Consider the following 12,641-nt stretch of genomic DNA (forward strand, 5'->3'; position numbering starts at 1 on the left):
GGCGGAAGGGCGGTCCTTTGGACCGCCCCGCGCGGTCAGGTCAGGCGTGGTTGACCTCGACGACCTCACACAGGATCGTCTCAGCCTTCGATAGCGCGGCAAGGCTCTGGACGTACGGCGAGAATCTCGGATCCTTGCGGAACGCTTCGATATCCTTCGCACTCCGCCATTGCGAGTAGTTGATCGCGCGCTCGCCCTCCGTGCTGGCGTGGACGCTGGACGAGATGAAGCCGGGCTGCTTGCTGAAGAAAGCCTCGGTGCCCTCCTTCAGGAGCTGAACCAGCTTCTGCTGGTTGGCAGGCTCGACCGTGAAGACGTTGACGAGGGTGGTGATGTCGTTGCCGGTGCGGATGGTCGCTTCCGTTTTCGCCGTGCCGTTCTGGCCACGGGACGGGACCGCCTGGGCGGCGAGCAACGCACCGGCTCCGGCGCCGGTGGCGACGAGCGTACGGCGCGAAAGCGTGGGTTTGGTCTGGGACATCGGCTTTCTCCATTGAGCAGGTTTGGCTACCCCCTCGAGGGGGCTGATGCTCAGACGAACGAGGCTGGGGCTTGAAGACAGCCGAAACGGATTTTTTTCGGTGCTCATTCGCCGGGAGCGGCGCGCTGACCAGCAACGTCCCGAGACACAGCCGGAAACCACGGGGCTGATTGTCGCCATCTTCAAAGCCTGATCTTGCCATCCTGCTTGTCGATGACGATCTCCGATCGAACAGGCTGGAGTGAGCGGGTGACCAATTCGACGCGGCGCGGATTCCTGGGGTTTGTATCGGCAACCGCCGCCGGCCTGTTGCCAGGCCGCGCAGGTGCCGCTCCCGCTGCGCCGAGCGACGAGCCCGCCTGCATCCTGACACCGCATGCGGAGGAAGGACCGTTCTACTCCGATCCCAGGCTGGTCCGGTCCGACATCGCCGAAGGCAGACCTGGCGTGCCGCTGACATTGCGGCTGCGCGTGATCGAGGCAGGTCCCTGCACGGCGATCAAGGGCGCGCGGGTCGACATCTGGCATTGCGACGCGAAGGGGCTGTATTCGGCCTTTCCCGGCCAGAGCGATGCGCACAATGTCGACGAGACCGGCAAGACATTTTTGCGCGGCACGCAAGTGACCGACGAGGCCGGGTGGGCCACGTTCAACACCATCTATCCCGGCTGGTATGACGGGCGCACCACGCACATCCACTTCAAGGTGTTTCTCGACGACCGGACGGTGCTGACCGGACAGACCTTCCTGCCCGACGCGCTGAACGAGTTCATCTACACCAATGTGCCCGATTACGGCGACCGTGCACGGCAGCGCATGGTGATCAACGCCAACGACCACGTCATCGAACGCTCCGACCCCGAGCATCGCGCCTTCTGCGCCGTGAAGGAGGAGCGCGACCGCTATGTGGCGAGCCTGACGCTCGGCGTCGACCGCCGCGCGGAGACAACCGTCGGACGCGCCGGCCCGCCACCGCCGGGAATGCGCGGCGGGCCGCCGCCTGGGCCGCCACCCGCGGGCATGTTCGGCCGCCCTATCAAGGACCGGCTCGCCGCGCTGGTGCCGGGGCTGAAGCGCGACCGCTGAGCGGCGCAATTGGCGGTTGCAAATACGGAAGGCCCCCGGCGATGCTGGTGGCCGATGCCCGCCAAGCCGGACCACGACAAGAGCAAGCCCGAGGACACGCCGCACTATCACGGCCATCGCGAGCGGCTGCGCGAACGCTTCTACAGCGCCGGCGCGGATGCGCTCAGCGACTACGAGCTCCTGGAGATGGCGCTGTTTGCGGCGCTGCCGCGGCGCGACACCAAGCCGCTGGCGAAGACGCTGATCAAGGTTTTCGGCTCGTTCGCCGAGGTCGTGCATGCCCCCGTGGCGCGGCTGCGCGAGGTCGACGGCATCGGGGAATCCACGATCCACCAGCTCAAGCTGATCGCCGCCGCGGCAAGCCGCGTGACGAAGGGCGAGGTCAACAGCCGCAATGCGCTGTCGTCCTGGAACGAGGTGATCGACTATTGCCGCTCCAGCATGGCGTTCGCCGACAAGGAGCAGTTCCGCCTGCTCTTCCTCGACAAGCGCAACCAGCTGATCGCCGACGAGGTGCAGCAAACCGGCACCGTCGACCACACCCCGGTCTATCCGCGCGAGGTGATCAAGCGCGCGCTGGAATTGTCGGCGACCGCGCTGATCCTGGTGCACAACCACCCGTCGGGCGATCCCTCGCCGTCGCAGGCCGACATCCAGATGACCAAGGCGATCATCGACATCGCCAAGCCGCTCGGCATCGCCGTGCACGATCACATCATCGTGGGCAAGAACGGACATGCGAGCCTGCGCGGACTGCGATTGATCTAAAGGCGCACGACGAGATCAACATCTCGCAACCGGCCGCACAAACTGCCTAACGCGCGATCTGTTCATTCCGCTCGCAAGACGATCGACGGGATCGGCACAGATCTGTGCAATCTCCTGCATCACGCGCGCGACCGTATCGAAGATGTGAACAGCCATCGATCAAACGTCTTTCAACACGCAGCACCGCTTCGACGCGACGGGGTCGTAATTCTACCGAAATGATGTTGCATCCTGACCGTGCATATTGCGTCAGGATCGCTTCATGACTCCGATGCAATTGTCGAGAGCACGTAAGGCTCATTCTGTAAATCTTGGAAAGCAATCAATGTCAGGCGGCATACCTCTGCGTTTTGGTGAACGTGTATTCAATGTGAAAGATTTTGGAGCGGTCGGCGATGGACTGGCGCATCCGCTGAGTGGGTTTTTTCCCAGTCTTGCGGCGGCCCAGGCCGTGTATCCACGGGCAACGGCTCTCACGGAGTCCATCGAATGGCACGCTCATCAATTGGCCATCGATACGGCGACGAGCGCCGGCGGCGGCATTATCTATTCACCGGCCGGCACCTACATCATGTCGGCCGCGACGGCCACAGCGCCGAACTCGCTCAAGTTTCCTCTTCGCATCGACAATGCCACGGCGGCTCCTGGACCAAATAATGCGCAGGTCCATTGGATGGGTGACGGCGACATCATCACTCAACTGCAATGGACCGTCGACATGGGTTCATCGCCGGGGACGGCCTATGCCGTCATGTGCGGGCAGCAAGCCGGGGATCCGATCAATCAACAGACCGACTCGCGCTACTGGGCGAACAATGGCGCAACCAGCGCGGCCTGGTTTCGCGATCTCTGCCTCATCGGACCGGCCATCGGCACCACCACGATCGGCGCCGTCGGGTGCAATGTGAGCGGAATTTGCTGGGCAGCACACCGCATGCTGACCAATGTTCGAGTTTCGGGATTCTATGCGGGCCTCGACATCGTCGGCGACCACACTGCATTCAGGCATGTGCAGGTCGACCGTTGTTACTATGGCTGGTACATCAACCAGAACTCGCCGTACCTGTACGGAGACCTCGCGACCGATGGCAAATGTTCGATCGGCAATTGTCGAATGGCATGCGTCGGATTTGCCTATGGCGGCGCCATGGGCACCTGGCAGATATCGGGCCGCATGTTCATGGGCACGTCACCGTTCTGCTTCTTCAAGGAGTCGACACCCGCTTCCCACCCGGTGACGCCCGCCGGAACATTCCTCGCCGGGATCGCGTTCGATGCGTTGTTCGTCGAAGCCCTGGGAAACGCCTTCATCTGGGACGACAACCAGCGGGCCAACGGCAACACCAACGCCACCACGCTCGACAGATGCGTCTTCCGCAATCTGACGCTGCCGGGCTGGAATGACGCGCTCCGCCTGCCCAATTACGACAGGTGCCATATCCTGATCGGCAACATGAATGGCTGCCGGTTCGAGAACGTCACAAAGCTGGACGCGACCGGCTGCACGCGTCCTCTCATCGATGTTCAGGGGTCGATGTATGGCGAGAGCGTTCTCACGGGAGATATCGAAGCCATCATCGCCAGCTGCAATGCCGTAGGCGGTCAGGGTATCTATTCCGCCGTCACGGTCGCATCGGGCGGTTCGAATTATGCGGTTGGCGACCTCATCGTGCTGGCCGGCGGCACCCTGGTCGGCAATGCAAATGCCGCAATCCTGCGCGTCGCGACTGTCACGGGGACCGCGGTCGCATCGGTCACGATCTGGGGGACGGGCCTTTATTCGACGCTGCCGACGACCGCGACACAGGCGTCGACCAGCGGCTCCGGTTCGGGCGCAACATTCACGATCGGAGGGACAGCCGGTTCTACGCCCCTCTTGTTCAGGGCGATCGACCTTGCCTGCAAGCGCATGGCGGTCGAGCATACGCATGGTGATGGTGCGCTTGGTTGCTACAAGGGGCATGTCTGGGCGACGTACAACGGTCATGCCGTCACCGCCCAACAGGCGGTCTGCAACCTGTTTTACGGCGTTCAGCCGGCGACGGATACGGCCGTCGGCGCCTTCATCGGATTGGCGCGAACGAGTTGCGCGTTTTCGGGAGGCAATGTGATCGTTGCCGAGGAAGGCGACGACATTCCCTACAACGCGACCGGCACGAATACCGGCCAGACGCTGAAGAAGCTGACCTCGACCGCCGGCGCAGTCACGGATGCGACCGGTATTGCCGACGGACGCGTGGTCGGCTTCGCCAATTTTTCGAGCAGGATGCAGGTCTTCAAGAAAAGAAACTAGGCTGACTTCATTCCGCGGAAGAGCGTATCGGTGGGGTGCATGTCGTGCACCCCACTTCGTCGTCGGCAGGAGCGCCCGGTGACGGGCTTCCTACCGGACGATCTGCCAGCCCTTCGGTGTCCAGCGCAGCAGCGTGGCGGACAGTGGCTTCGGCGCGCGCGCCATCATGTTCTTCGCAAGCGTCCGCAGCGCATCGATGGCGGTGCTGCTGTCCTGGCCCGAATAAATCACGAGATCGGGCGACGGCACCGCCACGATCAGCACACCGCCCTGGGCCTGCGCCAGGGGGGCCCAGCTGTCGATCAGCGCAAGCCGGCTGGTCGCGTAGTAGTCGCCTTGCAACGTGCCGAACTGCCCTGGCACGGCCGGCTTCGCAGCGGACATCAGCGGCTTCAGATTGCTGCGGACATTGGCGATGGCGATGTCGAAGACCTGGTCCGGCGTCAGGCCGAGCGCGGCACGATCCTTGTCGTTGAACACCTTGACCGTCTGCGGCGAGTCGAGCACCGGGACGAGCACGAGCCCCTCCGCGAGCGGCCGCATCAAGGCCGGGCCGCGCGCATCAACCTCCCGGAGCGCCTGCCGCATATAGTCGGCCGAGCGCACCACCACGCGGAGGTTTGCCCGGCTCGGGGGATCGTTGCGATTGCCCGTGGTCGCCACGACGCCGCTGACATAGGTGCCGATCTCCTTGCTGCAGGCGCTCGCATTGGCCTTGCAGAAGGCATAGACGCGGTCGAGGTTGGCTTGCAGGGAGCCGATCGACAGCGTCAGCGGCCCCTTGATATCGACCGGGGTGTCACGAACCGCAGCACGGATGCGCGCCGCCACGAAAGCGGTGAACGCGGGCTCGTCGGTGGGAATTGGCTGCGCCCGGGCGACCCCGGCGCCGGCAAGATCGCCCGCGACAAACAGGGCGATCAGCCACCCGCACATGCGAGACCGGAAGCTCATGCGATCCACCATCCCGGGATGGCGGCTCGCCGGCCGACACTCACCCGTCCCAGTCCAATCCGCAGGCCGCCGTCGATCCAATGATCGCCGGCGGCCGATCGATCAATAGCAATAGCGGGAATCGACCCGGACGTAATAGCCGTCGGGGCGCTGCATGTAGCAGCCGCGCTGATAGGCGTAGTAGCCGGAGCGGCGGCGTTCGCCTTCCGAGGCGATCGCGGCACCCGTGCCGGCACCGACGACGGCACCGATGGCAGCGCCACGGCCGCCGCCGAGCGCGCCGCCGAGGATCGCCCCGCCGACGCCGCCGATGATCGCGCCGCCGATGGCATCCTGGGCAGATGCTTCATGGACCGGCATCGTCATGGCGACGGCCAAACAGGCCGCGATCGAAAAACTTCCAATGCGAAGACTTCTAGGCATGGCCACCCTCACCTTTTGGAGACGCGAGTTTTAACGCCTCGCGCGGATTCGAGCCAGATCAATTCGCGCACCTTGCTGCTCCGGGCACCATTGTCGAGTTGAACGAAGGTCGGGCCGTCGGCCGCCAGCCTGTCAGCCACCAACCACCCGGATCCCTCGCGCTCGCTTTGGTTGTGTATTCGTGGTACGGGTTGACGACCGCGCGCTGATCTTCTGTTGCCGAAACACGCTTCATTGATGCGAGGGTGGCGAGAATGACGAGTACGGCCGGGCACCGCTTTGGATTTGGTCTCTCCGCACGCCTCCTGCTTGCCGTTGGCATATTGCTCATGGGCGTGCGTCCGGATCACGCGGAGGAGGCGCTGAACGCGCGTGGTGAGGCGCTCTACCGCACGCACTGCGCATCCTGCCACGAGGGTGGCGTGGCACGCGCGCCTGATGCCAGCGCTCTGCGCCAATTCAGGCCTGAGCGGATAGGCTTTACCCTGATGTTCGGCATGATGAGCCAGCAGGGGCGCGACCTCAGCCAGGACGACATTCAGTCCATCGTTCGCTATCTCGTCGGAACTACTCCGGAGCAGCAGCAGCCGCTGCCGGATTCCACCTGTGGCGAGCGCGGCCCCGCGCTTGCGGACGCGTCGTTGCCGCGCTGGAACGGCTGGGGCGTCGACATCGCCCAGCACCGGTTTCAACCCGCAGGCATGGCCCGGCTTTCGCCGGACGATGTTCCGCGCCTGAAGCTCAAATGGGCGTTCGGCTTTCCCGGCGATACCAGAGCCTACGCGCAGCCGACGGTTTGGGGCGACCGGATCTTCGTGGGCAGTGCGGGCGGCAAGGTCTATGCGCTGGATGCCAGACTTGGCTGCCAGCGCTGGGTGTTCGACGCCGGCTTCGGCGTACGCACCGCGATCACCATCGGCGAGGACGAGCGCGGGACAACCGCCTATTTCGGCGATCAGCGCGGCGAAGCCTATGCGCTCGATGCCGAGAGCGGAAAGCTGCTGTGGAGGAGACGTGTCGATGCGCATGCGGGAGCCGTGATCACGGGCGCGCCGACATTGGCCAACAATGTGCTTTACGTGCCGGTCTCCTCCGTCGAGGAGGTGTTGGCGATCGATCCGCGCTATCCCTGCTGCACGTTCCGCGGTCTGATTGCCGCGCTCGACGCCAGGACCGGCGAGGTGCTGTGGCGCGGCTATGTCAGCCCACAGGCCCAGCCGATCCGCCTGAACGAGATCGGCGTCCAACTGTTCGGACCTTCCGGGGGCGCGATCTGGTCGTCGCCGACCGTCGACCTCAAGACAAACCGGATCTATGCAACGACGGGCGACAGCTATCTGGACCCGGCTTCCACGACCTCCGATGCGTTTGTGGCCTTCGATCTGGGCACGGGCCGGCTCGCCTGGTCGCGACAGATGACCGAGGGCGATGCCTACAACATCGCATGCAGCGGCCAGTATCGCGCCAACTGCCCCGGCACCAAGGGACCCGATTTCGATTTCGGCTCCTCTCCGATCCTGATCGATCTACCCGACGGACGCCGGGCACTTGTTGCCGGCCAAAAATCCGGCATCGTGTACGCGCTCGATCCGGACCGCGATGGTGCGATCATCTGGCAGCGCCGGGTGGGACTCGGCAGCACGCTCGGCGGCGTGCAATGGGGCTCGGCTGCGGACGATGCGAACGTCTATGTCGCGGTGTCCGATGTCGGCTTGAAGGCCGTGCCGCCGTCCACCGCCGGCGCGCAGAAATCGGTCTTCGGGGTTCCCATGAAGCTCGATCCAAGTCAGGGCGGCGGGCTGTACGCGTTGAACCAGGCGACGGGCGAGATCGTCTGGCACACCGCACATCCGGGCTGCGGAGACCGGCCGGGATGCAGCCCTGCGCAGTCGGCTGCAGTCACGGCGACGCCTGGTGTGGTGTTCTCCGGCGGGCTGGACGGCCATCTCAGGGCTTATGCCGCCAAGAGCGGCGAAATCATCTGGGACGTCGACACCATCAGGGACTATGCGACCGTCAACGGCGTGTCGGCGCATGGCGGCTCGCTCGATGGACCGGGACCGGTGATCGCCGGAGGCATTCTCTACGTCAACTCGGGCTACACGAATTACGGGACCACGCCCGGCAACGTGCTGCTCGCCTTCTCCGTGGACGGGCAATAGGCGAAGCGACACGATCTACGAGGAGGCGCGGCGGTCCGAGGCTTCGCGGGACTTCGGTCGCGGCAGTCTCACTTGACGAGCACGAAGGCGACGACGATGTGCTCCGGCGTCTGCTTGAATTCGCTGGTGACCGCCTCGCGGACCAACCCTGCCAGCTCGTTCAGGGGCTTGTCTTCATAGGGCCGCGGAAACTGGACCGTGACCGACACCAGCCGCCCATTGTGCCAGTTGAAGCCGACCTGCGGCTTGACGCCGGTTGATTGCTCGAGATCGGCCGCCACGGCCTTCGACTGCGTGAACCCCTCCGTCACCGTGCTGAAGGCGTCGCAGCCCGCAAGCATCATTGCGCAGGCGAGCAGCAGCACAAATCTGGACATGAGGATTCCCTGACAGCGACGACCCCACGACCATGATTGGCGATAGCGCTGGCGACGTCAACGGGTGGTTGCATTGGGAAAATCAATGCACCGGCCTCAGCGCCGGTAGTCAGAGCTGGATCCAGCGCTGCACGGCTTCGGCGGTGTCGGCCGGCGTGGTGTTGAAGCAGATCGCGGCGTCCGGCGCGAGGCGGTGGACCAGATTGAGCACCTTCTCGAACAGCAGCAGACGTTCCTTCGGCTCGCGCAGGCCGGCGCCGATCACGATGCAGTCGAAGCGCTCGTCGCGCAGCGCCGCCGTGACGGCGGCTTCGGCCGCCGCGTCGAGATCGATCAGGCAGCTCGTGACCTCGAAGCCGCGATCGCGCAGACGCAACAGCTGCGCCTCGATGTAGTCGCGCACGAGCTCCGGCGTGAGCTGCGGGAATGCGCTGTAATCCGCAACGCCGGGTTCGATGCCGATCGCGAGGACGCGCTTGGCCATGCAGGCCTCCTTGCAGGATCCTGTGCCATAGCTAACGGGCGAACGACGCCGCCGGTTCCCTCGCGGGCGATCCCGCCACCTTCGGCTGATTTTCGCGCGGATGCTGTAACCCAGTTCACATGCACAGCGCGAACAACCTGCCAGATTTGCAGCAATCACGCTGGGCTCACGCGCCGATCACGGCGCCAAGTTCATTCTGACTGCACGGAGATTCAATTACTCATCAATTTGCGGGAGCGGAACATGGTGTCTTTCGAAGGTTTGAGGAGCGAATACGAGCGCAACTGGGCCAACCTCGAGATCCGGTCCGGACGTCATGCCGACGCGAGCGCGGTCGCGCGCAAGGCGATCAACGGCAAGGCGACCTATCAGCAGATCGAGCGGCTCACCGGCGTTCCCTGGTATTTCACAGCGCTCTGCCATTACCGCGAATCCAATTTCGATTTCGACACCTATCTCGGCAACGGCGAGACGCTTCATCGCACGACCACGCTGGTGCCGAAGGGACGCGGCCCGTTTGCCACCTTCGTGGACGGCGCCGTGGACGCGTTCAGGATCGAGAACTTCATCGGCGCACGGGACTGGAGCATCGCGCGCATGCTGTTCCGGCTCGAGGCGTTCAACGGCTTCGGCTACCACGCCAAGGGTGTGAACTCGCCCTATCTCTATGGCGGCTCGAACCTGTACGGGCCGCCCGAGGCAAGGGCCGGCAAGTTCGTCCGCGATCACGTGTTCGACTCGGGCCATGTCGATTCCCAGCTCGGCACGGCCGTGATCCTGCATGCGATGCTGGAGCTGGATTCCTCGATCACGCTCGACGGCAACCCGCAATTCGGGGGCCGCATCGAGCCGGAGGACGATGCGGCCTCGACCATCGTCTTGATGCAGCAGGCGCTCAACAGGCTCGGCGCCAATCCGCAGCTCGCCGAGGACGGCATCAGCGGTCCGAAGACCAGAACCGCGGTCTCGCAGTTCCAGCAGCAGAACGGCCTCAGGGACACCGGCCTCCTCGACGGCGCCACGGTCGCGGCCATCACGCGCGCGGCGCAATCGGGAGGGGCGATGCAGAACGGCGATCTGTCCCAGGTCCTGAAGCGGCTGGAAGACCTCGCGCAGGTGCTGCGGCCACCGTCCGGCGGAACGCTGCCGGTCCCGACGACGCCGGGCAACACGCTGCCGGTCCCCAACGATCCGATCAGCCTGTTCGAGCGGCTGTTCTCCCTCGTCAACAAGACGACGCCGTTGCCGGGACCCGTCACCCCGGCGGGCGCCGCCCCTGTCGATCAGTTGAAGCAGGTCGTCGACCTGCTCAGCACGCTGCTCAACAAGAACGGCAAGCCCATGCTCGGGCAGGTCAACGGTGCGCTCGGCGAGACCATCGGCAAGCTGCTCGACGGCAGGAAGACCGCGCTCGGCATCGGCGGCACGCTCGCCACCGCGCTGCTGTCGTCGGTGACGGCAAGCCCCAATGCGGGCGGCATCGCCGGCCTGCTCGGCACGATCGTCTCGGCGGTGCCGGGCCTCGGCCAGTTCGCGATGCCGATTTCGCTCGCGCTCACCGCCTGGGGCGTGCTCGGCAAGCTGGAGAAATGGGCACAGGGCACGGCACCGGCGCCGAAGGTGACGACGTAGGACGTGGACGCGTCATGCAACTCACCGACCGATCGCGGCTCAACCCTCAACACCGCCGGAGATCCCGACGGAGGGGCGCACGACGACGGGATGCATGATCTTCGTCATCTTAGCTGCGCCGGCGTGGCACAGCTAGGATGGCATGAGCTTCGACAACCAGCGTCTCTCGACGTGCGGCTCACACGAACGAGGGTCTCACGCTACTCCGCCCGCGCCTTGACCTCAGGCAAAGGCGGCTTGCGCTCAAAGGGCTTCTTTTTCGGCGGCGCGGGCAGCAATCCCTCTCTGATCGCCTGCTTCCGTGCGAGCTTGCGGGCACGCCGAACAGCTTCCGATTTCTCGCGGGCCTTTCTCTCCGACGGCTTTTCGTAGGAACGCCGCTGCTTCATCTCCCGGAAGACGCCTTCGCGTTGCATCTTCTTCTTGAGAACGCGCAGTGCCTGCTCAACATTGTTGTCTCTGACCAGTACGTGCAATCGATCCTCCTCGCTGGGGCTGCAAATGCGACACGTCCTGCAGGCAGCCAATTGCGCAGGAGCTTCTTCGCGATTTTTGAGAATAGTAACGGCGATATCCGTCGCCAGCGTCGACGTGCTGATCTGCTTGTCGCAAGCGATGCAGCTTCGTGCCGTCAACGTGACCACTCCCATGCAGCCCTGTCAATCGATTAAGTCTGCCTGCAGATCCACATGCTCACCTGACGCCGCGCGATCGGAACATCGGAGCAGCGCGGCCGAAACAAAGCCGCTGGCGTCCTTGCATAATCGTGAAGGTGGTATATATTGACTGTGTTCGATCAGCCGCTGTGCCTTGTTGAATGCGCCCGCGGGCTCCTTTTCCAAAGACATCGTCGAAGTTGAAGTTAACTGCGTGATTGTCGCGCGGAACGCGCTCGTGCGCTTTGGAGAAGAGAATGACGACAGGTACCGTCAAGTGGTTCAACGGCCAAAAGGGCTTCGGATTCATTCAGCCGGACGACGGCGGCAACGATGTGTTCGTTCACATCAGCGCCGTCGAGCGAGCCGGTCTTGCGGGTCTCGGAGAGGGCCAGAAGGTCAATTTCGAGGCCAAGACCGACAAGATGCGCGGCAAGGTCAGCGCTGAGAACCTCTCGCTGGCTTGATATCTACGGCGCCGTTTCACGGATGTAATGAAACGGACCCTCTGCCCGCTCGATCCCCGGATTGAGCGGGTTTTGTCCGTTATGAAACCAGGTGAGCGATGAGCGAGAAGAAGCCGGCAGAGCCGTCACCGGAAAGCATCGCGCGTTCGGACCGCAAGCGCCTGGCCGCTGAAGAGGGAGCACGGGCATTGGCAGACGTCGAAAGACGGGCCATCGAGGTTCGCACGAACATGGCGCGGCTTCGAGAGGCTCGCGAGGCCAAGGAAGCGGCTGATGACGCGCTTCGAGTCGCCTCGCCGGCGCCCTCGCCCAAGACGCGTTCGAGGAAGCCGCAGACGTAGCAGCCCCCCGCAACGCCCACGCCGAACATTGGAAGGGCCGATCACATGCCGGAGAGAGCGGATCGTGCGTAGAGCCAAGTCGGACATCGGCGGGACCATCACTTTCTTTCTCGCCTTCGGCGCACATCGGCAGATGTGCCGGCTTGCGACGACATTCGACACGCAGAAACAGGCCTTCAGCTATCTGCAGAAGCATCGAACCGAGTTCGAGCGTATAGCGCGCGCACGTCTTGCTTCAGGCGATCTCGAAGACGGGATTGTCGTGCTTTCGATGCTGTAGCGATCTCAATTGGGCGGCTGCACTTTTTCGCAGATGAACGTCGCTCTCAGGATGGGACCGCGTTGGGCTGTTTCCGTCGCTCCGCTTCCCTGGCCAGCCGTTCGGCCTTGAGCCGTTCCCGATTGGCATGGAAAGCTTGTTCTGCTTTTTCGTATTCGGTCAACGTCTTCTTCGCGGTCTGCTTGAACAGATTGTTCGCCTCATTGGCTGCGTCCGACGGGTAATTCCGTCTCATTG

The 12,641-nt window shown here is 63.9% G+C and carries 15 protein-coding genes; 8 read left to right on the forward strand and 7 right to left on the reverse strand.

Annotation, left to right across the window (positions count from 1 at the left end):
• Nucleotides 1-40 precede the first annotated feature (40 nt).
• Nucleotides 41-481 carry an antibiotic biosynthesis monooxygenase family protein gene (locus JQ617_RS34305; protein ID WP_212030236.1) on the reverse strand — a complete coding sequence of 147 codons (441 nt, stop codon included), beginning with the start codon at nt 479-481 and terminating at the stop codon, nt 41-43.
• A gap of 249 nt (nt 482-730) precedes the next feature.
• On the opposite strand from JQ617_RS34305, the gene JQ617_RS34310 reads away from it, so the two are divergent.
• From JQ617_RS34310 to JQ617_RS34320, 3 genes are all read left to right on the forward strand, one after another.
• Complete coding sequence (locus tag JQ617_RS34310) at nt 731-1,567, forward strand: intradiol ring-cleavage dioxygenase (RefSeq protein ID WP_212030237.1); 837 nt, start codon at nt 731-733, stop codon at nt 1,565-1,567.
• A 54-nt stretch (nt 1,568-1,621) separates the two neighbouring features.
• Complete coding sequence (radC, locus tag JQ617_RS34315; protein ID WP_212030238.1) at nt 1,622-2,335, forward strand: RadC family protein; 714 nt, start codon at nt 1,622-1,624, stop codon at nt 2,333-2,335.
• 262 nt (nt 2,336-2,597) lie between these two features.
• On the forward strand, nt 2,598-4,628 hold the full coding sequence (locus JQ617_RS34320; RefSeq protein ID WP_212030239.1) for a hypothetical protein: 2,031 nt from the start codon (nt 2,598-2,600) through the stop codon (nt 4,626-4,628).
• A 90-nt stretch (nt 4,629-4,718) separates the two neighbouring features.
• Here the strand turns inward: JQ617_RS34320 and JQ617_RS34325 are convergent, their stop codons facing one another.
• Together JQ617_RS34325 and JQ617_RS34330 are read right to left on the reverse strand one after the other, a co-directional pair.
• Nucleotides 4,719-5,582 (reverse strand): DUF1444 domain-containing protein, encoded by an 864-nt coding sequence (locus tag JQ617_RS34325; protein ID WP_249157765.1) that lies wholly within the window; start codon nt 5,580-5,582, stop codon nt 4,719-4,721.
• A 102-nt stretch (nt 5,583-5,684) separates the two neighbouring features.
• Entirely contained in the window at nt 5,685-6,005 is a 321-nt protein-coding gene (locus JQ617_RS34330; protein WP_063693073.1) for a YMGG-like glycine zipper-containing protein, read from the reverse strand.
• A 254-nt stretch (nt 6,006-6,259) separates the two neighbouring features.
• Here JQ617_RS34330 and JQ617_RS34335 point away from each other — a divergent pair, with 254 nt between their 5' ends.
• The gene (locus tag JQ617_RS34335; protein WP_212030241.1) at nt 6,260-8,167 is read left to right on the forward strand and encodes an outer membrane protein assembly factor BamB family protein; all 1,908 of its coding nucleotides are present in this window, start codon (nt 6,260-6,262) and stop codon (nt 8,165-8,167) included.
• 68 nt (nt 8,168-8,235) lie between these two features.
• Here JQ617_RS34335 and JQ617_RS34340 read toward each other — a convergent pair whose 3' ends face one another.
• Nucleotides 8,236-8,544, reverse strand: coding sequence for a hypothetical protein (locus tag JQ617_RS34340; protein ID WP_063693069.1), 309 nt, complete (start codon nt 8,542-8,544; stop codon nt 8,236-8,238).
• Nucleotides 8,545-8,653: 109 nt separating this feature from the next.
• Nucleotides 8,654-9,028 carry a hypothetical protein gene (locus JQ617_RS34345; RefSeq protein ID WP_212030242.1) on the reverse strand — a complete coding sequence of 125 codons (375 nt, stop codon included), beginning with the start codon at nt 9,026-9,028 and terminating at the stop codon, nt 8,654-8,656.
• A gap of 243 nt (nt 9,029-9,271) precedes the next feature.
• Between JQ617_RS34345 and JQ617_RS34350 the strand changes: the two genes are divergently transcribed.
• A complete protein-coding gene (locus JQ617_RS34350; protein ID WP_212030243.1) occupies nt 9,272-10,660 on the forward strand; it encodes a peptidoglycan-binding protein in 1,389 nt (462 codons plus the stop codon).
• 200 nt (nt 10,661-10,860) lie between these two features.
• Here JQ617_RS34350 and rpsU read toward each other — a convergent pair whose 3' ends face one another.
• Nucleotides 10,861-11,136 (reverse strand): 30S ribosomal protein S21, encoded by a 276-nt coding sequence (gene rpsU / locus JQ617_RS34355; RefSeq protein ID WP_212030327.1) that lies wholly within the window; start codon nt 11,134-11,136, stop codon nt 10,861-10,863.
• A gap of 437 nt (nt 11,137-11,573) precedes the next feature.
• Between rpsU and JQ617_RS34360 the strand changes: the two genes are divergently transcribed.
• The 3 genes from JQ617_RS34360 (at nt 11,574) to JQ617_RS34370 (ending at nt 12,404) form a co-directional block, all read left to right on the forward strand.
• Nucleotides 11,574-11,783, forward strand: coding sequence for a cold-shock protein (locus JQ617_RS34360; RefSeq protein ID WP_212030244.1), 210 nt, complete (start codon nt 11,574-11,576; stop codon nt 11,781-11,783).
• A gap of 98 nt (nt 11,784-11,881) precedes the next feature.
• On the forward strand, nt 11,882-12,124 hold the full coding sequence (locus JQ617_RS34365) for a transcriptional regulator (RefSeq protein WP_212030245.1): 243 nt from the start codon (nt 11,882-11,884) through the stop codon (nt 12,122-12,124).
• 64 nt (nt 12,125-12,188) lie between these two features.
• Complete coding sequence (locus JQ617_RS34370; RefSeq protein ID WP_212030246.1) at nt 12,189-12,404, forward strand: hypothetical protein; 216 nt, start codon at nt 12,189-12,191, stop codon at nt 12,402-12,404.
• A gap of 46 nt (nt 12,405-12,450) precedes the next feature.
• On the opposite strand, the gene JQ617_RS34375 is transcribed toward JQ617_RS34370, so the two are convergent.
• On the reverse strand, nt 12,451-12,639 hold the full coding sequence (locus JQ617_RS34375; RefSeq protein ID WP_212030247.1) for a hypothetical protein: 189 nt from the start codon (nt 12,637-12,639) through the stop codon (nt 12,451-12,453).
• Between the last annotated feature and the right edge of the window lie 2 nt (nt 12,640-12,641).

It is taken from the genome of Bradyrhizobium sp. KB893862 SZCCT0404, assembly GCF_018130885.1.
Lineage (GTDB): Bacteria > Pseudomonadota > Alphaproteobacteria > Rhizobiales > Xanthobacteraceae > Bradyrhizobium > Bradyrhizobium stylosanthis.

Excerpts from the sequence above, each read along its gene's own strand:
- JQ617_RS34340 (WP_063693069.1), bottom strand. The coding sequence starts at position 8,544 with ATGTCCAGATTTGTGCTGCTGCTCGCCTGCGCAATGATGCTTGCGGGC.
- JQ617_RS34325 (WP_249157765.1), bottom strand. The coding sequence starts at position 5,582 with ATGAGCTTCCGGTCTCGCATGTGCGGGTGGCTGATCGCCCTGTTTGTC.
- JQ617_RS34330 (WP_063693073.1), bottom strand. The coding sequence starts at position 6,005 with ATGCCTAGAAGTCTTCGCATTGGAAGTTTTTCGATCGCGGCCTGTTTG.
- JQ617_RS34335 (WP_212030241.1), top strand. The coding sequence starts at position 6,260 with ATGACGAGTACGGCCGGGCACCGCTTTGGATTTGGTCTCTCCGCACGC.
- JQ617_RS34360 (WP_212030244.1), top strand. The coding sequence starts at position 11,574 with ATGACGACAGGTACCGTCAAGTGGTTCAACGGCCAAAAGGGCTTCGGA.
- JQ617_RS34365 (WP_212030245.1), top strand. The coding sequence starts at position 11,882 with ATGAGCGAGAAGAAGCCGGCAGAGCCGTCACCGGAAAGCATCGCGCGT.
- JQ617_RS34350 (WP_212030243.1), top strand. The coding sequence starts at position 9,272 with ATGGTGTCTTTCGAAGGTTTGAGGAGCGAATACGAGCGCAACTGGGCC.
- JQ617_RS34345 (WP_212030242.1), bottom strand. The coding sequence starts at position 9,028 with ATGGCCAAGCGCGTCCTCGCGATCGGCATCGAACCCGGCGTTGCGGAT.
- radC (WP_212030238.1), top strand. The coding sequence starts at position 1,622 with ATGCCCGCCAAGCCGGACCACGACAAGAGCAAGCCCGAGGACACGCCG.
- JQ617_RS34375 (WP_212030247.1), bottom strand. The coding sequence starts at position 12,639 with ATGAGACGGAATTACCCGTCGGACGCAGCCAATGAGGCGAACAATCTG.
- JQ617_RS34305 (WP_212030236.1), bottom strand. The coding sequence starts at position 481 with ATGTCCCAGACCAAACCCACGCTTTCGCGCCGTACGCTCGTCGCCACC.
- JQ617_RS34320 (WP_212030239.1), top strand. The coding sequence starts at position 2,598 with ATGACTCCGATGCAATTGTCGAGAGCACGTAAGGCTCATTCTGTAAAT.